This is a genomic window from Pelagerythrobacter sp. Soil_C_18 (genome assembly GCF_057657235.1).
On record NZ_JBDGIU010000002.1, the window covers coordinates 404827 to 421889 of the forward strand.

General features: G+C 64.6%; 17 protein-coding genes. 10 read left to right on the forward strand and 7 right to left on the reverse strand.

Going from position 1 to position 17063, the window contains the following annotated elements; translation table 11 throughout:
- Position 1: 1 nt before the first annotated feature.
- Positions 2-1018 (reverse strand): tRNA dihydrouridine synthase DusB, encoded by a 1017-nt coding sequence (gene dusB / locus AC3A5N_RS07610; RefSeq protein ID WP_487736701.1) that lies wholly within the window; start codon positions 1016-1018, stop codon positions 2-4.
- A gap of 76 nt (positions 1019-1094) precedes the next feature.
- On the opposite strand from dusB, the gene AC3A5N_RS07615 reads away from it, so the two are divergent.
- Genes AC3A5N_RS07615 through AC3A5N_RS07625 form a run of 3 tightly spaced genes read left to right on the forward strand, consistent with a single transcriptional unit; the run spans position 1095 to position 3284 of the window.
- Complete coding sequence (locus tag AC3A5N_RS07615) at positions 1095-2246, forward strand: bifunctional 2-C-methyl-D-erythritol 4-phosphate cytidylyltransferase/2-C-methyl-D-erythritol 2,4-cyclodiphosphate synthase (RefSeq protein WP_487736702.1); 1152 nt, start codon at positions 1095-1097, stop codon at positions 2244-2246.
- 9 nt (positions 2247-2255) lie between these two features.
- A complete protein-coding gene (locus AC3A5N_RS07620; protein WP_487736703.1) occupies positions 2256-2783 on the forward strand; it encodes a hypothetical protein in 528 nt (175 codons plus the stop codon).
- Positions 2784-3284 carry a CinA family protein gene (locus tag AC3A5N_RS07625; RefSeq protein ID WP_487736704.1) on the forward strand — a complete coding sequence of 167 codons (501 nt, stop codon included), beginning with the start codon at positions 2784-2786 and terminating at the stop codon, positions 3282-3284. It begins immediately after the preceding gene.
- Here the strand turns inward: AC3A5N_RS07625 and AC3A5N_RS07630 are convergent.
- Together AC3A5N_RS07630 and lipA are read right to left on the reverse strand one after the other, a co-directional pair.
- Positions 3245-3706 carry a type II toxin-antitoxin system RatA family toxin gene (locus AC3A5N_RS07630; RefSeq protein WP_487736705.1) on the reverse strand — a complete coding sequence of 154 codons (462 nt, stop codon included), beginning with the start codon at positions 3704-3706 and terminating at the stop codon, positions 3245-3247. The genes AC3A5N_RS07625 and AC3A5N_RS07630 overlap by 40 nt on opposite strands.
- An 82-nt stretch (positions 3707-3788) precedes the next feature.
- On the reverse strand, positions 3789-4736 hold the full coding sequence (gene lipA / locus AC3A5N_RS07635) for a lipoyl synthase (protein ID WP_487736706.1): 948 nt from the start codon (positions 4734-4736) through the stop codon (positions 3789-3791).
- 64 nt (positions 4737-4800) lie between these two features.
- On the opposite strand from lipA, the gene AC3A5N_RS07640 reads away from it, so the two are divergent.
- Positions 4801-5439, forward strand: coding sequence for a carbonic anhydrase (locus AC3A5N_RS07640; RefSeq protein ID WP_487736707.1), 639 nt, complete (start codon positions 4801-4803; stop codon positions 5437-5439).
- A 40-nt stretch (positions 5440-5479) separates the two neighbouring features.
- Positions 5480-6193 carry an NYN domain-containing protein gene (locus AC3A5N_RS07645; RefSeq protein WP_487736708.1) on the forward strand — a complete coding sequence of 238 codons (714 nt, stop codon included), beginning with the start codon at positions 5480-5482 and terminating at the stop codon, positions 6191-6193.
- A gap of 63 nt (positions 6194-6256) precedes the next feature.
- Here AC3A5N_RS07645 and AC3A5N_RS07650 read toward each other — a convergent pair whose 3' ends face one another.
- Positions 6257-7591 carry a hypothetical protein gene (locus AC3A5N_RS07650; protein ID WP_487736709.1) on the reverse strand — a complete coding sequence of 445 codons (1335 nt, stop codon included), beginning with the start codon at positions 7589-7591 and terminating at the stop codon, positions 6257-6259.
- A 283-nt stretch (positions 7592-7874) separates the two neighbouring features.
- Here AC3A5N_RS07650 and gyrA point away from each other — a divergent pair, with 283 nt between their 5' ends.
- Entirely contained in the window at positions 7875-10667 is a 2793-nt protein-coding gene (gene gyrA, locus AC3A5N_RS07655) for a DNA gyrase subunit A (RefSeq protein WP_487736710.1), read from the forward strand.
- 19 nt (positions 10668-10686) lie between these two features.
- Here the strand turns inward: gyrA and AC3A5N_RS07660 are convergent, their stop codons facing one another.
- The gene (locus AC3A5N_RS07660; protein ID WP_487736711.1) at positions 10687-11328 is read right to left on the reverse strand and encodes a lysoplasmalogenase family protein; all 642 of its coding nucleotides are present in this window, start codon (positions 11326-11328) and stop codon (positions 10687-10689) included.
- A 128-nt stretch (positions 11329-11456) separates the two neighbouring features.
- On the opposite strand from AC3A5N_RS07660, the gene trmFO reads away from it, so the two are divergent.
- Positions 11457-12821 carry a methylenetetrahydrofolate--tRNA-(uracil(54)-C(5))-methyltransferase (FADH(2)-oxidizing) TrmFO gene (trmFO, locus tag AC3A5N_RS07665; protein WP_487736712.1) on the forward strand — a complete coding sequence of 455 codons (1365 nt, stop codon included), beginning with the start codon at positions 11457-11459 and terminating at the stop codon, positions 12819-12821.
- Positions 12822-12825: 4 nt separating this feature from the next.
- On the opposite strand, the gene AC3A5N_RS07670 is transcribed toward trmFO, so the two are convergent.
- Together AC3A5N_RS07670 and AC3A5N_RS07675 are read right to left on the reverse strand one after the other, a co-directional pair.
- On the reverse strand, positions 12826-13284 hold the full coding sequence (locus AC3A5N_RS07670; protein WP_487736713.1) for an EF-hand domain-containing protein: 459 nt from the start codon (positions 13282-13284) through the stop codon (positions 12826-12828).
- A gap of 37 nt (positions 13285-13321) precedes the next feature.
- Complete coding sequence (locus tag AC3A5N_RS07675) at positions 13322-13975, reverse strand: squalene/phytoene synthase family protein (RefSeq protein ID WP_487736714.1); 654 nt, start codon at positions 13973-13975, stop codon at positions 13322-13324.
- Positions 13976-14095: 120 nt separating this feature from the next.
- Between AC3A5N_RS07675 and AC3A5N_RS07680 the strand changes: the two genes are divergently transcribed.
- Genes AC3A5N_RS07680 through AC3A5N_RS07690 form a run of 3 tightly spaced genes read left to right on the forward strand, consistent with a single transcriptional unit; the run spans position 14096 to position 17051 of the window.
- Positions 14096-15805 (forward strand): TadE/TadG family type IV pilus assembly protein, encoded by a 1710-nt coding sequence (locus AC3A5N_RS07680; RefSeq protein WP_487736715.1) that lies wholly within the window; start codon positions 14096-14098, stop codon positions 15803-15805.
- Positions 15802-16398 (forward strand): TadE/TadG family type IV pilus assembly protein, encoded by a 597-nt coding sequence (locus tag AC3A5N_RS07685; RefSeq protein WP_487736716.1) that lies wholly within the window; start codon positions 15802-15804, stop codon positions 16396-16398. The genes AC3A5N_RS07680 and AC3A5N_RS07685 overlap by 4 nt, the downstream gene beginning before the upstream one ends.
- Positions 16389-17051, forward strand: coding sequence for a TadE/TadG family type IV pilus assembly protein (locus tag AC3A5N_RS07690; RefSeq protein WP_487736717.1), 663 nt, complete (start codon positions 16389-16391; stop codon positions 17049-17051). Before AC3A5N_RS07685 ends, AC3A5N_RS07690 begins: the two co-directional genes overlap by 10 nt.
- Positions 17052-17063 lie beyond the last annotated feature (12 nt).

The following is a 17063-nucleotide window of genomic DNA, read 5'->3' on the forward strand; positions in this document are numbered from 1 at the left end:
ATCACGCAGCGCGACGGCGCATGAACGGCTCGTAGAACCGCTCGAGCTCGCCGAGCACCTGGTCGGGATCGTCGATGAAGTTCACGCGATTGCGGAACTCGGCCGAGCCGTGCATGCCTTTCGTGTACCAACCTAGGTGCTTGCGCGCGACCTTGGCGCCCACGTCGCGGCCATAATGCTCGAGCATCCCGCGATAGTGCTCGACAAGCACCTCGAACTGCTCGTTGAAGCTCGGGCTCGCGAGGCTCTGCCCCGTGCGCCACCAGTGCATGACCTGGCCGAGCAGCCACGGCTTGCCATAGGCGCCGCGGCCGATCATCACACCGTCAGCGCCCGACTGCTCGAGCGCCTTGGCTGCATCGGCGATGCTGCAGATGTCGCCGTTGACGATCACCGGAATGGACACCGCCTCCTTCACCTTGCGGATGAAGGACCAGTCGGCGCTGCCCTTGTACATCTGGTTGCGCGTGCGGCCGTGAACGGTGATCATCTTGACGCCGAGATCCTCGGCGATCCGCGCGAGTTCCGGCGCGTTGAGGCTGTCATGGTCCCAGCCCATGCGCATCTTGACCGTTACCGGCACCGAGACGGCCTCGACGGTCGCCTCCATGAGCCTGGTTGCCAGGGGCACCTCGCGCATCAGCGCGGAGCCGGCCATGCCGTTGGTAACCTTGCGCACCGGACAGCCGAAGTTGATGTCGATGATCTCGGCGCCGCGGTCTTCGTTGAGCTTGGCCGCGTCCCCCATCGACTCCGGATCGCATCCGACGAGCTGCATCGAGACCGGCTCTTCGGTCGGATCCCACGCAGCCTTTTGGATCGACTGGCGCGTCTCGCGGATCGCAGCCTGGCTGGCGATCATCTCGGTGACGTTGAGGCCTGAGCCGTAGCGCCGGACGAGCGTGCGGAACGGCATGTCGGTGACGCCGGTCATTGGCGCGAGGACCACCGGGCAGTCGATCGTCACCGGACCGACATGGATCGGCTTCAGCGCCGGGGGAGTGGGAAGCGGAGTCATAGCGACGGCGTGCCTAAAATTTGGGCAGCGCATAGTGGATTGCCCGTCCTCGCGCAAGCGGCTAGCCGCGGCGGCGATGCCGGACAGCCCGCCCCTGCCCCTATTCGCCGCGGTTGTCGTCGCCGCGGGCAAAGGGCTGCGCGCAGGACAGCCGGTTCCCAAGCAATTCGCGCGCTGGCGCGGCAAGCCGGTGGTGCGCCACTCGGTTGAGGCACTGATCGACGCAGGGGCCCAGAGAGTGGTGGTCGCCATTCCGGAAGGAGCGGAGACGGTCGCCCGAGAAGCGCTGGCAGGTCTCGCCCCGATGGAGCTGGTGACCGGCGGCGCAACCCGGCAAGGTTCCGTGCGGCGGGCTCTCGAGACGCTGGAGCCCCGGGCGCCCGAACTGATCCTGATCCATGACGCTGCTCGCCCCGCCCTCGCCCGACCCGTGATCGCGCGGCTGCTGGCGGCGCTCGCTGGCAGTCCGGGCGCAATTCCGGTTCTGCCGGTCGTCGATAGCCTCGCAATCGACGATCACGGGATGATGGGTGGCGCGGCCGACCGCGAAGCGTTGCGCCGCGTCCAGACACCGCAGGCATTCCGTTTCCACGACATTCTCGCTGCGCATCGTGCATGGTCTGACGAGCCAACAGCCGGCGACGATGCGCAGGTCCTGCGCGCCATCGGCGGGACGGTCGCGCTCGTCGAAGGGGACGAAGCGCTCAGGAAGCTGACATTCGCGGAGGATTTTGTGCCCCAACCTAGCCCCATCCGCACCGGCATGGGCTTCGACGTGCACCGGCTCGCCGCTGGCAAGGAACTGTGGCTCGGCGGCGTGCTCGTGCCGCATGACAAGGGACTGGCGGGGCACAGCGACGCGGACGTCGCGCTCCATGCGCTGGCGGACGCGCTGCTGGGCGCGATCGGCGACGGCGACATCGGCGCCCACTTCCCGCCGAGCGATCCCCAGTGGAAGGGGGCACACTCGGCGCGCTTCGTAGAGCACGCGGCCGCGCTCGTCGACGCCGCCGGTTACCGGATCGCCAACGTCGATCTCACCATCATCTGTGAGATGCCGAAGATCGGTCCGCACCGGGACGCGATGAGGACGCGCATCGCAGCGCTCTTGGCGATCGACCTTGGCGCGGTTAGCGTGAAGGCCACGACTACCGAGGGACTCGGCCTTACCGGCCGCGGCGAAGGCATCGCCGCCCAGGCGGTCGCGACTTTGGTCGGAAAGGATTGAACGGATCCCATGAAAGCCATCCTGGCACGCACCGCTCTCGCGCCGCTGGCGCTCGCGTCCTTCGCCATGCCCGCGAACGCGCAGGCCGGACCGAGCGGTCCGGAGATCGAGGGCGCGGTCCGCTTCGGCCTGCCAGCCTTGTTCGACGGATTCCGGGCGACCTGTTCCGCCCAACTGGCACCGCACGGCTATGTCGCGCAGAACGCCGACCGTCTCAGGGCCAAGTTCGCGGAAGGCGCGGATGCGCACTGGCCTGCGGCGAAGGCCGCGCTCTCCACGTTGGGCGAGGATCAGGGCATGGACAGCGCGATGCTTGCCGAGATGCCCGACGACGCGCTCAAGCCTTTCGTCACCGCCCTGCTGCAGCAGATGGTCGTGGCGGAGATCGAGCCTACGCAATGTGTCGACGTGGAGCGCGGGCTCGAGCTGATCGATCCACTGCCCGCCGACAATATCGCGGGCCTGATCGGCTTTATGGTCGAAATAGCCGAGCGGGATGAGAGCAATACCGACGCCGCTGGCGTGGCTGGCGAATAGATGGCCGGCGCTCTCCTGTCGGACGACATCGAGGAACTCGCGCGCCGCTGTGTCGAGGAGAATCTCGCAGCGTGCCGCCGCGTCGCGCTGGCCGAAAGCTGCACCGGTGGCCTCGTCACCGCCGCGCTGACCGAAATTCCCGGTTCCTCCAAAGTCCTCGACCGCGGCTTCGTCACTTACTCCAACGAGGCCAAGTTCGAACTTCTCGGCGTGTCTAACGAAATCATGGAGACGTTCGGCGCGGTCTCGATTGCCTGCGTCTGGGCCATGGCGCAGGGTGCGCTCGAGCGTAGCCAGGCCGACGTCGCAGTCGCTATCAGCGGCGTGGCCGGACCGGACGGCGGCTCTGGCCTCAAGCCGGTGGGTACGGTCGTGTTCGCCCGCGTCACACGGGGCGAAGTCGGCGATCCTGAAGGTGAATTGAGGAACTTCGGCAACGTCGGCCGGGCCGAGGTGCGCCGTCAGGCAACGCTCTGCGCGCTCGAACTCCTGTTGCCGTAAAGCTCTTCCGCCCGGGCTTCGAACGCGGCGACCATCTTGCGGAAGGCGCGATCGAAATACTGGCCGGCTAAGGCTTCGAACACGCGGTTCTTGAAAGTGAATTCGACCGCAAAATCGACCCGGCAGCCGCCTTCGGGCAGGTCGGTGAAGTGCCATTCGTTATCGAGATCGCGCAGCGGCCCGTCGATATAGACCACGTCGATCATCTCCGCCCGGCGCTTGGTCACTTTCGATGTGAAGCTCTCGCGGAAGCTCTTGAAGCCGACCAACATGTCGGCAACCATCTCGGTCTCGCTGTTCGAACGGACCCGGGTCGCGATCACCCAAGGCAGAAATTCCTTGTAGTGACCTACGTCCGCAACCAGGTCGAACATCTGTTCGGCGCTGTAGGGGACGTGTCGGGTCTCGCGTATTCCGGGCATGCTCGTCTTCTGGGTGCTCGTTAGTTCGAGGCGTTCGTCGCCATCTCGGGTCCGCGCAGACCGCGTTGCCGCGGATGCAGTGTTACGCCCGCGCCGATACCTTCGCCAGCTTCGCCTCGCGCGCGGCCTTCATCTCTGCGAAATCGTCGCCCGCGTGATAGCTCGAGCGCGTGAGCGGGCTTGCAGCAACCTGCAGGAAGCCCTTGGCGCGCGCAATCGATCCGTAGGCAGCGAAGGCCTTAGGGGTCACGAATTCCTCGACCTTCGCGTGCCGCGGCGTTGGCTGGAGATACTGGCCCATGGTGATGAAATCGACATCGGCGCTGCGCATGTCGTCCATCACCTGGTGCACTTCGAGCCGCTGCTCCCCGAGCCCGAGCATGATGCCCGACTTGGTGAAGATCAGCGGGTCGTGCGCCTTGACCTCCTCCAGCAGGCGCAGCGAGGCATAATAGCGCGCGCCTGGCCTGATCGTCGGGTAAAGACGTGGCACGGTTTCGAGGTTGTGGTTGTAAACGTCAGGCCCGGCTTCGCAGATCGCCTCGACCGCGGCGCGCATCTTGCCACGGAAGTCCGGGGTGAGAATCTCGATCGTCGTATCAGGCGCCTCGCGGCGGAGCGCCTTGATCACCTTGACGAACTGCCCTGCCCCGCCGTCCGGCAGGTCGTCGCGGTCGACGCTGGTGATCACGATGTGCTGCAGGCCCATCTTGCCCGCTGCGATCGCAACGTTTTCGGGCTCCATCGGATCAACCATCCGCGGCATGCCGGTCTTGACGTTGCAGAACGCGCAGGCGCGCGTGCAGACGTCCCCCAGGATCATCACCGTCGCGTGTTTCTTGGTCCAGCACTCTCCGATATTCGGACAGGCCGCTTCCTCGCACACCGTGTTGAGGTTGAGCTCGCGCATCAACTGGCGCGTCTCGTGATAGCCCTTACTCACCGGGGCCTTGACGCGAATCCAGTCGGGCTTGCGCTGCCGTTCGGGGCGCGGGCTCTCGGGTACGGGTGCGCTGGAGAGATCGTTCATGGGGCCCATCTAATGGCGGCGTTGCAGTCTTGCCAGCCCTTTCCCAGCGCGGCATGGGGCGGGCATGAAGAGCTTTGCAGAACTGATCGACGGTTACCGCAACTTCCGCAGGAATGCCTGGTCCACGCAGCGTGAGCGGTGGAGCGAACTTGCCGAGGGCCAGTCGCCGAGGGTCATGGTCATCGCCTGCTCCGACAGCCGGGCCGATCCAATGCAGATATTCGACGCTGCCCCCGGCGAGATCTTCGTCGTGCGCAACGTTGCGGCGATGGTCCCGCCGTTCGAGACCACGCCCGGCAACCACGGCGTCTCGGCAGCTCTGGAATTTGCCGTCCAATTTCTCAACGTCCGCGAAATCGTGGTGATGGGGCATGGCTTCTGCGGCGGCTGCAAGGCGGCACTGACCCAGGATCTGCGCGGTACACAGCCCGGCGAAGGCGGCTTCATCGCCAACTGGATGGCCATGCTGGACGAGGTGCGCGATCCGATCGCGGCCGAGCTGGGCACCGAAGGGCGCGAAGCGGAACGGGCGCTGGAGCATGCCGCGGTCAAGGTCAGCCTCGGCAACCTGCGCACCTTCCCGTGCGTACAGGCCAAAGAAGGCAAAGGCGCGCTCAAGCTCCACGGCGCTTTCTTCGCGATTTCGGACGGCGTGCTTCACCTGCTCGACGAGCGGATGGGCGAGTTCAATCCCGCCGACTAAGCGCTTGTCACGCCTCGCTCCGCCCGGCATGTAGCCGCACATGGCCGAAGAGCTGCAACGCAACATCGCTCTCCTGATCGACTCCGACAACGCGAGTCCCGCCGGCATTGATCCGGTGCTGACCGTTCTGGCGGAGCTCGGGCAGGTCAATATCCGGCGCGCATACGGCAACTGGCGCAAGCCCGCGCTCAAGAGCTGGGCCGATCTCGTTCACCGTTATGGCATCGAACCGCAGCAGCAGTTCGATCTCACGCGCGGCAAGAACGCGACCGACATGAAGATGACCATCGATGCGATGGATCTGATGTACCGCGGCCGCGTCCATGGCTTCGGCATCATGAGTTCGGACAGCGATTTCATGCCGCTTGCGATGCGCATCCGGCAGGATGGCTATCCCGTTTACGGCTTCGGCAGCCCCAAGACGCCTGAGGCCCTCCGCCAGGCTTGCACGCGCTTCATCGATGTCGAAGCGCTGATCCGTGCGGAGAAGGAAGAGCGCGCGAACGGCGGCAAAAGAAAGGACAAGCTGGACGAGGAACTGCTCCAGCTTCTGTTCGACGCCTATAACGCGAGCAAGCGCGACGAGAAGGGCTTCGCCAAGCTCTCCGAAGTTGGCCAGCTCGCCGGCAACCGCTCCAGCTTCGACACGCGCAATTACGGCTTCGCGCGGCTGATCGACATGATCGAGACTATTCCCAACTTCGCGACCGAACGGCGCGATGGCGGACAGATCTGGGTCAAGCGCCTGCGCTGAGAACGCGCAAAGAAAAAGGCGCGGGCCAAAACCCGCGCCTCCTCTTGTTTCGGTAAACAACGATTACTGGGCAGGCGCCGGAGCGGCAGGTGCTGCCGGCCTGGCGCCAGCGGTCTGCGTGGTGGCGTAGAGAGCCCACAGGTCTGCGATCGGCGCACGGATTCCCTCGATCCTGTCGAAGGTCGCCTTGGCTTCCGCGGACTTGCCCTGGTCGATCTGGGCGATGCCGAGGCGCGTCAGCACGCGGGCGGTATCCACGTCCGGCCGCGTCAGAGCGAGCTGGTACATCTCCTCCGCTTTCGCGGGCTGCTCGAAGTTCAGGTACATGTCGCCCGCCGCCGCTGCGAGAAGCGCGTTGGCGCCGGAAGCGCGCGCGTCGCTCTCGAGCTCGGGGAGATCGGCACGTGCCGAAGCAGTCTGTCCCTGCGCCGTCGACTTCGCTTCGGTCACGAGGACGTCGCCCTGCTTCAGCATGTTCGCCGCCAGGCCCGCGTCGATAACGCGCCCGACCTCTGCCGGCAAACGGCGGGGATCGGCCGCCGCAATGTAATCGACATAGTCACGTTCGCTCCGCAGGCTGTTCGTGCGCTCGGCGAGCCGCATCAGGTCGAGCAGCGCCTGATCGTCGTAGTTGTAGAAGCTGCGCTGCACGGCGATCGCATCGCCCCACACGTCGCTCGACGGGTAGTGCGTGACATAGAGCCTGCTGAACGCGGTCGCCTGCTCGGGAAGCTGATTGTTGTAGGCGATCGCGAAACCGCGCTGGATCCAGCTCTCCTCTACCGGCTGCCCGGCTTGTTCCTGCGCGGTGATTGCCTGCATGAGGAAATCGAGGCCGGCCGCATGGTTGCCTTCGGAGAAATAGGTTTCCGCGATCAGCCCCTGGGCGTTCGCGCTCTCGAAACCGCCGGCAACCGCCTGTTCGAAGCGTGTACGCGCCTTCGCCCAATCCTCGGCCTGATAGGCGAGCTGTCCGGCCGCGAAAGCCATGCGGCCCTGGTCCGCCGCGGCGACCTTGCCGCTTTCCAGCATCATCTCGACGCCCTGGCGCTGGAGAGCGGTGTCCTCGCTGCGGGCCCCGATGGTATAGATCGCCTGCCCGGCAACCAGCTTGTCGTCCGGGGTCTGGGCGGCCGCGAGCAGCGTGGGGATCTCGGCTTTCAGCACAGCCGGATCCTCCTGGGCCTCGAGGCGCTTGCCGAGCGGCTGATAAACCTCGATGAAGCCCTTGGAATAATCGGACTTCGCCTGCTCTTCCTTCTTGTCCTTCTGGGCCTGCGCGGGGGATTCCAGTGCGACGGTGGCGATCGCCCCGCCCGAGAGGAGCGCGATGGCGAGAGCAAGGTGTGAGCCGAACGGCTGGGCGCGCGCTTTCGGATCGCGGACGAATGACTGCATCTGGGTATCTCCCCTTGACAAAATAGACGCCATTTAGGCTGAGAAGCACATGAGGCAGGCGCTAGTGCCGCCTCGTGCCGGGTATTGCAATATCTTGTAGGGGAAGCGTGCTGAACGGGCTTTGAATGCCTCGTTCGGCCTCCGGTGAGGCACAAGTCGCCGGAAGTGTGGAAAAAGCGGGCCTGAATGCCCATCTGGGGCCTGTTCAGGTGGCGATTCCCAGTCATCTGGCCTAGGCATAACGCCGGATTCCCAGCAACAGAACCAAAAGAAAAGAAGTCCGTTGAGCGACGATACCGATACTCTTGCACCGCCCCTTCCCGCGGGCGATTTCGATCGGGTCGACATTGTCGACGAAATGAAGACGAGCTATCTCGATTACGCGATGAGCGTGATCGTGAGCCGCGCGCTGCCGGATGTGCGCGACGGCCTCAAGCCCGTCCATCGCCGGGTTCTTTTCGCCAGCCAGGAAGGCGGCTTCGTCGCCGGGCGCCCCTACCGCAAGAGCGCCAAGATCGTCGGCGACGTGATGGGTAACTACCACCCGCACGGCGACGCTTCGATCTATGACGCGCTGGCGCGTATGACGCAGCCGTGGTCGATGCGCGTGCCGCTGGTCGACGGCCAGGGCAACTTCGGCTCGATGGACCCCGATCCGCCCGCCTCGATGCGATACACCGAGGCACGCCTGGCGAAAGTCGCGAACAGCCTGCTGGACGATCTCGACAAGGATACGGTCGATTTCGCCGACAACTACGACGGTTCCAGGCGGGAGCCGACCGTTCTCCCGGCACGCTTCCCCAACCTGCTGGTCAACGGCGCCGGCGGCATCGCGGTCGGCATGGCGACGAACATTCCGCCCCATAATCTGGGCGAAGTGATCGACGGCTGCCTTGCCTTCATCGACAACCCCGGAATCAGCATCGAAGAGCTGATCGAGATCATTCCCGGGCCGGACTTCCCGACGGCGCCGCTGATCCTCGGCCAGTCGGGCGCGAAGTCGGCCTATACCACCGGGCGCGGCTCCGTCCTGATGCGCTGTCGCCATTCGATCGAGACGACGCGCGGCGATCGCCAGTCGATTGTGCTGACCTCGATCCCCTATCAGGTCGGCAAGTCGGGCCTGGTCGAAAAGATCGCCGACGCCGCCAAAGAAAAGCGAATCGAGGGCATCGCGGACATTCGCGACGAATCTAGCCGCGAGGGCGTGCGCGTAGTCGTCGACCTCAAGCGCGACGCGACGGCCGAAGTCGTGCTCAACCAGATCTGGCGGCACACGCCGGCACAGGCGAGCTTCCCGGCGAACATGCTCGCCATCCGTGGCGGGCGGCCCGAAGTCCTCAACCTGCGCGACTTTATCCAGGCTTTCATCACCTTCCGCGAGCAGGTCATCACCCGCCGCACCAAGTTCGAACTGAACAAGGCGCGCGAGCGGGCCCATATCTTGCTCGGCCTGGTGGTCGCGGTTTCGAATCTCGACGAGATCGTCGCGATGATCCGCGGGTCGTCCAATCCGGCCGCCGCGCGCGCCATACTGCTCGGCAAGGAATGGCCGATCGGCGACATCGCGCAGTACATCCGCCTGGTCGAGGCGATCGAGCCCGACGCCGAGCAGCAGGGCGGCACCTATCGTCTGTCCGAGCGGCAGGTGAAGGCGATCCTCGACCTGCGCCTTCACCGCCTCACCGCGCTCGGCCGGGACGAGATCGGCGGGGAGCTCAAGGAGCTGTCGATCGCGATCGAGGAGTATCTCTCGATCCTCGGCGACCGAGCGAAGCTCTATGGCGTGATGCGCGACGAGCTGACCGAGATCCGCGAACTCTACGCCACACCGCGCATGTCCGAGATTGCGCCCGCGTGGGACGGCATCGACGACGAGGACCTGATCGAGCGCGACGAGATGGTCGTGACGGTCACGCTCGACGGCTACATCAAGCGCACGCCGCTCTCTACTTTCCGCGCACAGAACCGCGGCGGCAAGGGCCGCGCCGGGATGGCGACAAAGGAAGAGGATGCGGTGATGGAGATGTTCGTCACCTCCACTCACAATCCGGTGCTGTTCTTCTCCACGGCAGGCAAAGTCTACCGCCTCAAGGTCTGGAAACTGCCTGAAGGCGGCCCCGCGACCCGGGGGCGGCCGATCGTCAATCTGCTTCCTGCGCTCGACGAAGGGGAAACGATCCGCACCGTGCTCCCGCTGCCGGAAGACGAAAGCAGTTGGGGCGCGCTATCGGTCGTGTTCGCCACGGCCAAGGGTAATGTCCGCCGCAACTCGATGGATGCGTTCGCCAACATCCCGTCGAACGGCAAGTACGCGATGAAGTTCGAGGAGGGCAGCGATGATCGCCTGATCGGCGTGGCGCTGCTCGACGCGAACGACGACGTGCTGCTCGCGAGCCGCAACGGCAAGGCCATCCGCTTCGCCGGCGACGATGTGCGCGAGTTCACCAGCCGCACCTCGACCGGGGTCCGCGGGATGAACCTCAAGGACGGCGACGAAGTCGTCTCGCTCTCCATCCTGCACCGCGTCGGCACCGATTCGGAAGAGCGCGACCGCTACCTCAGGTACGCGCCGTGGAAGGGTGAGAGAGACGGCGAGACCGACCTTGCTCGCGAACGGTTCGAGGAGCTGGCTGAAAAGGAGCAGTTCATTCTTACCGTCTGCGCCAACGGTTACGGCAAGCTGTCCTCGGCTTACGAATATCGCCGCATCGGGCGCGGCGGCCAGGGCATTCTCAACATCGACAATTTCGAGCGCAACGGCCCGGTGGTGGCGAGTTTCAACGCCACGCAGCGCGACCAGCTCATGCTGGTGACCGACCAGGCCAAGCTGATCCGCATCGGGCTCGACAGCCTGCGCGTGATCGGCCGTGGATCGGCAGGGGTGCGCCTGTTCAAGGTGGCGGAAGGCGAGAAGATCGTCAGCGCCGTGCGACTCGACGAGGAGCCCGATCCCGAGAACGAGGCCGAGGAGGCGATCGTCGAAGAAATGGCCGCCCGAGGCAGCGTGGAAACTGTGCCCGAGACGACCGCACAATCGGACGCCGATGTCGAAGGCGAGCCCGGCGGCGAGTGACGCCGCCGGAGGTCCGCCTCTAGGCGTTGCGGCGCAGCGTCTGGATCACGCCGGTGGCAATCAGGAACTGGCCGGCGAAGTAGGCCGGCCAGACCAGCAGCCCCGGTAGCGCGCTCGACGCGAGCGGCCCCATGCGCGCGAAGATCAGCCAGTCGGAAATGACGAATAGAACCGCCCCGAAACCGACCCGGTAGCGCGGGAAGCGGCTCATCCACGCACAGGCGGCCATGCCACCGAGTGCCAGAGCGTAGAGCGCGATCCCCTCGTCGCGCGTGAGCAGCCATGAGATCAGCGGCGTACCGATCAGCAGTGCGACAGCGAGCGCCTTCTGGCTGGGCGCAGGTGCTTCTCGCCCATTACGCAGGTAGAGAGACATGGCGGCGAGGTGGGAGGCGAAGAAAGCCGCGCCGCCCCAGATGAAGTCGAGCTCCAGCAGCATGTCGCCCAGGGCCGAAAGTGCCATGACGAGCGCCAGAAGTCTGCCGTCGGCGCTCGCATGACGCCGCCAGGCGTAAACCGCGAGGAAGCCGACACCCGCCCCCTTGAGCAGGATTAGCCACAGCTCGTCGATCGGCCACGCACGGACGAAAAAATAGACCGTCGCCGCCGCAATCGCGGCTAGCAGCCACGGCCGGTGTTCAAGCAGCGCGCGTTTCGGCATCGTTCTCATCCCCTCGACGCGGGTACTTGGACTCGAACCCCATGGCAGGCAAGCACGAAGGGCTCCGCTGCCATGGCACGCCCACCCCGACCATTGCAGGTTATCGGCCCGGCCCCTAGGTGCACGCGATGACACATGACGTCCACATCATCGGCGGAGGTCTCGCGGGCAGCGAGGCGGTCTGGCAACTCGCGCAGCGCGGCTACCGCGTGCGCCTGTCGGAGATGCGCGGCAGCGGGGACATGACGCCCGCGCACCAGACGGACGGCCTGGCAGAGCTGGTCTGCTCCAACAGCTTCCGTTCCGACGACGACGAGCGCAATGCCGTCGGCCTTCTGCACCACGAGATGCGGCGCCTCGATTCTCTGGTGATGCGCGCCGGCGAGGTCGCACGCGTCCCTGCGGGCTCAGCGATGGCGGTCGACCGCGACGTGTTCTCGGCCGAGGTCGAGCGCGCCCTCACAGCACATCCGAACATAACGATCGTGCGCGAGCGGATCGACGAGCTGCCCACCTCGGGCCTCACGGTAGTGGCGACGGGGCCTCTCACCGCGCAGACGCTGGCCGAAAGCATCATCCGGGCGACGGGACAGGATCGGCTCGCCTTCTTCGATGCGATCGCGCCAATCGTCCACCGCGACTCCATCGACATGGACGTGTGCTGGTTCCAGAGCCGCTGGAACAAAGGCGACGGCTCAAATGAGAACGGGGACTACATCAACTGCCCGATGACCAAGGAGCAGTACCTCGCCTTCCATCAGGGCCTGCTCGACGGAGAGAAGATCGCTTTCAAGGAGTGGGAGGCCGATACCCCCTATTTCGAAGGATGCATGCCGATCGAGGTCATGGCCGCGCGCGGCGTCGATACGCTGCGTTACGGCCCGATGAAGCCGGTCGGGCTCGACAATCCGCGCGACGCAACCCCCGAGTTTCCTCAAGGACGCTGGCCCTATGCCGTGGTGCAGCTACGGCAGGACAACAAGCTTGGCACGCTGTGGAACATGGTCGGCTTCCAGACCAAGCTGAAGCATGGCGCACAGATCGAGCTGTTCCGCACGATCCCTGGCTTGGAGAACGCGGAGTTCGCGCGGCTGGGCGGGTTGCACCGGAACACCTTCCTCAACTCGCCGCTGGTGCTCGACCGACAGCTGCGCCTCAAGGGCGGCGAGCACATCCGTTTCGCCGGGCAGATCACCGGTTGCGAGGGCTATGTCGAAAGCTCGGCGGTCGGGATCATGGCCGGACTGATGACCGCGGCCGAACTGGCGGGTGCGGGGTGGACTCCGCCGCCGCGCACTACCGCCATGGGCGCACTCCTCGCACACATCACCGATGATGCGGAGGCGGAGACGTTTCAGCCGATGAACGTAAATTTCGGGCTCTTCCCACCGCTCCACGACGTGAAGAAGAAGTCGCGCAAGGAAGCCTACACGAGCCGCGCGAAAGCCGATTTCGGAGAATGGCTGGAGAGTATCATGCGGGTCCCGGCGTAGGCGGCTAACATTCGCATGCCGGCTTCGGCTTGCGCTTCGGCGCGGTGGTGGCGAACTCCGCAGGGGTCAGTTCGCTGTTCCCATCGGCATCGGCGCTTTCGAAGCGTTCCGCTGTCGTTACCGCCCACTCCTCGAAGGTCAGCAGATTGTTGCCGTCCTTGTCGAGCTCCCGGAATCCGTCGCTTCGCGTGGAGAGCATCTCGTTGCGCGTGATCTTGAGGTCGCGGTTGCGGTCGTAGCGGAAGAAGCGGCGCTGCTCGCGCGTCAACTCGGTTGCCTCGGGGGGCTTGGGGCCGATCAGCGTTTCGGGATCGGCCTGCGGCAACGCTTCGTCATCGGGCTCCGCCATTTCGGGCAGTGGCGGCGGAGCCCCGCGCTCGACCTCCGCCCTTCCCTGCCACCAGAACATGCCGATCCCGACAAGAATCAAGGCGCCGACCGCCCCCAGAACCAGCCGGTTCATCGTCCATTCTCCCCCTGCTTTGCCGGGAGATAATAGGCTACCGACCGATCATGCCAAGACGCAGCGCGGCTAGAATGTCGCGCCGCCGCACGACCAGCGATGCTCCGCCGCGCGCGAGAGAGCGATGCGCAAGGCCCCGAAGCACGGCCAGTGGCCGCAGAGCACGCGGCAGAGACGGGAAGCGGTGCCCGTGCGCATCCGCGAGGCCAAGGGCCGTCTGACGCTCCTCGACGTTGCTCACCCGCGCGGCAAAATCGGCAAGCGCCCAGATCCTTCCCGCTTGGTGGGCGCCCTCTTCTGCAGCGGATTGGCCGGCGAGGCGGGCAAGTGCAGCGAATGCGCCGGCCCGGCCGCTTGCGAAGCCGCCGATCGCAGGAGTGGGCAGTGGCGCTTCGCCGACGAGCTGCTCCCACCCGTCGATCAGGCGGACGAGCGCGCGTTCCTCTCCCGTCCATGTTTCGCCGATCGCATCGAGTATGGGATCGCCTTTCGCCCGATCCGTGGGCGCCTTGCTCAACTCGTCGCGCCACCAAGCCAGGCGTAGCTGCGCGAGTAGCGGTTCGTTGGCCTTGGCGACGAGTTCGCCCAGACGCGCGTCGAGGGCAAACAGCGCAGCGGTCGGCGCACGCAGGTACGCGGGGGCGTAGTTCAGCGCCAGCCGCTGCGGCAGAGGGAAGAGATCGTCATGCATCGAGACGGCTGCCGATAGCACCGATCAGACCGGCGGCGCCACGCCGATCCGAAATGCTCCCCATTTGGAGTTTCTTAATGCTACTCCCCTAGGGCGGCGGTGAACAGCTTCGGACGTTCCATGAGGGGTATCGGCATCGCCAAATCGCTGGCAGCGCTCTGGCGCGATCGACGGGGGAACACCCTGCCGATTTTCGCGGCGTCGCTCGTTCCACTGCTCGCGATCGTCGGCGGCGGGGTGGACGCCAGCCGCGGCTATCTCATCAAGACGCAGCTACAGAACGCCTGCGACGCCGGCGTTCTCGCCGGCCGGCGCGCGATGGCCAAGTCCGGCCTGTTCGAAACCTCCGAAAAGGCGAAGGCATCGCGCATGTTCGACGCGAACTTCGATTCCGCAATTGTCGATGCGGAGGAGGTGACGTTCAATACCCGCGCCGGCACCGACGGCGACGTCTACGGCACCGCCACCGCCACGATCCCGACCGTGCTGATGAAGCTGTTCGGCACGAATGAGCTTTCGTTCTCGGTCGGATGCATGGCCGAACTGCAGATTACCAACACCGACGTGATGTTCGTGCTGGATACGACCGGATCCATGGCCGGCACCCGCATTCAGGGTCTGCGCGATGCAGTGAAAGACTTCCATAAGACGATCGCCTCGTCGGTGACCGACGATGACGTGCGGGTGCGGTACGGCTTCGTACCCTACAGCATGACGGTGAACGCGAAGCGGCTGCTCGTGAACGGCGATATGCCGAAGGACTATATCGCCAACACGGTGCAGTATCAGTCCCGCACGGCAGTATTCCAGCGGGCGAAGACAGTGAACGGCAAGACCGTTTATGAGTTTTCCAATTGGCACTACGGACCGGCGGAAATCGACGTATCCGCACTGAAGAACTTTACCCCTGTCACCTTCGTGAATGAAATCGAGACTGGTTACTGGGACGACGACCAGAAAAGATATCGAGACCGCGCCTACATCGAGAACCGGGGTGAATACGATATCCGGACGCTCGCCCTGCTTACTGGCAAAGTAAAGGTCTACACGCAGGATTATACGTGGGGTGGCTGCATCGAAGAACGTCAGACCGTAGCGGAACTGGACATGGACCCTGTCCCTTCCGGGGCTACGGACCTCGACATCAACTCGGCGCCCGACAGTGACCCAACGCGCTGGAAACCCTACTTTCCCCGGGCAGTATTCAATCGGGCCGGTTATTACAATGGTCATTATAATGAGTATTACGACGGACGAGATACGTCCTCGAATCTGTCGAGCACGACCAATTATTGCCCGGCGCCGATGCGAATCTTTGAGGAAGTGGACCTTACGCCCGATGTCGTGCCGGAATGGCTCGATGATTATCTCGACGACCTCACTCCTGTAGGCGGCACCTATCACGACATAGGGATGATCTGGGGAGGTCGTCTTGCAAGCCCCAACGGCATCTTCGCAACCACAGTGAATGACGAACCGGATCGGTCGGTCAGCCGTCACATCATCTTCATGACCGACGGCGAGATGGCGCCTGAAACCGAATATTATTCGGCTTATGGATTCGAGAAATACGACAATCGCGTCGCCCCGCGCTATACCAGTCGGACCGGCTTGATCCCCTACCATAACGCTCGGTTCGTGGCGGCATGCAACGCGATCAAGGACGAGGGCTACACCGTCTGGGTGATCGGTTTCGGCTCGTCTCTGACGAAGCAAATGAAGGACTGCGCGACCGGCCACCGCGCGTACTACTCCAACGACTCCGACGAACTGCGCGCCACCTTCCGCTACATCGCCTCGCAAGTGGCCGACCTGAGGCTAGGCGAGTGAAGCGCTTGTACTCTCTCCTGCGCGATCGTGCCGGCGTCACGGTCGTCGAATTCGCGATCGTGGCACCGGTTTTGCTGACGCTGATCTTCGGCGTACTGGACCTGGGGCACGGCCTCTACATGCAGTCGGTGCTTCAGGGCGCGGTGCAGGACGCGGGGCGCGATGCCGGGCTCGAGAGCGGGCGTACCACGCAAGCCACGATCGACGGGAACGTCCGGGCGAGCGTTCAGGCCGTCATGCCATTCATCCCGGACGAGGATATCGATATCCGGCGCTCCAACTACGCGACGTTCAGCGACGTCGGTGTGCCGGAGGACTACGACGACACCAACAACAACGATGCGTACGACATTACCGAGTGCTTCACAGATCAGAACGGTAACAACCACTGGGATGATGACATCGGCGCCGATGGTCTCGGCGGCGCAGACGATGTCGTCTACTACGAAGTGACTGTCGGATACGACCGGCTCTTCCCGCTCTGGTCCATGATCGGCCTATCGCAGCGGGCGACGGCGCAGGCGACCACCGTTATGCGCAGCCAGCCGTTCGGTGAGCAGGCGGCTCGCAAGTCGGTGCGCATATGCCCGTGATGCATTTGACCTCCAGATTGGTGCGCGAGCTTCGCGCTCTCGCCCGCGCGCGCGACGGCGTGGCGCTGATCGAGTTCGCGTACTCGCTGCCGATCATGGTCACCCTCGGCCTCGGGGGGCTCGAACTGGTCAACTACACAACCGCGCATCTGCGAGTGAACCAGATCGCGATCTCGCTCGCCGACAACGCCTCCCGCGCCAAGCAGGAGGTGGTCGGCAGCAATCCCCGGTTCCGGGAACTCGACGCGAACGAATCGATCCGCGCCGCGCAGTTGCAGGGCGGCAACCTCGACCTGAAGGCGAACGGCCGGGTCATTCTCTCCAGCCTTGAGGTGAATGAGGACCACGGCCAGTGGATTCATTGGCAGCGCTGCGGCGGAGATAAGTCCTATCCGTCGCGCTATGGCGAAGAGGGCGAGGGAGAGACGGGAACTTCGTTCGCCGGGATGGGCTCGGGCACACGATTAGTGCAAGCAGAACCGAGGTTCGCAATCATGTATGCCGAGGTTTTCTATGACTATCAGCCCGTCGTATTCCGCGGGCTTATTCCGGCACAGACGATCTACAAAACAGCCGCGATGTACGTCCGCGATGATCGCGACCTCAGTGGGATCTTCAATCCGGCCCCAGAGGCGGTTCAAGGTCTCTGCTGAGCCGAAACGAAC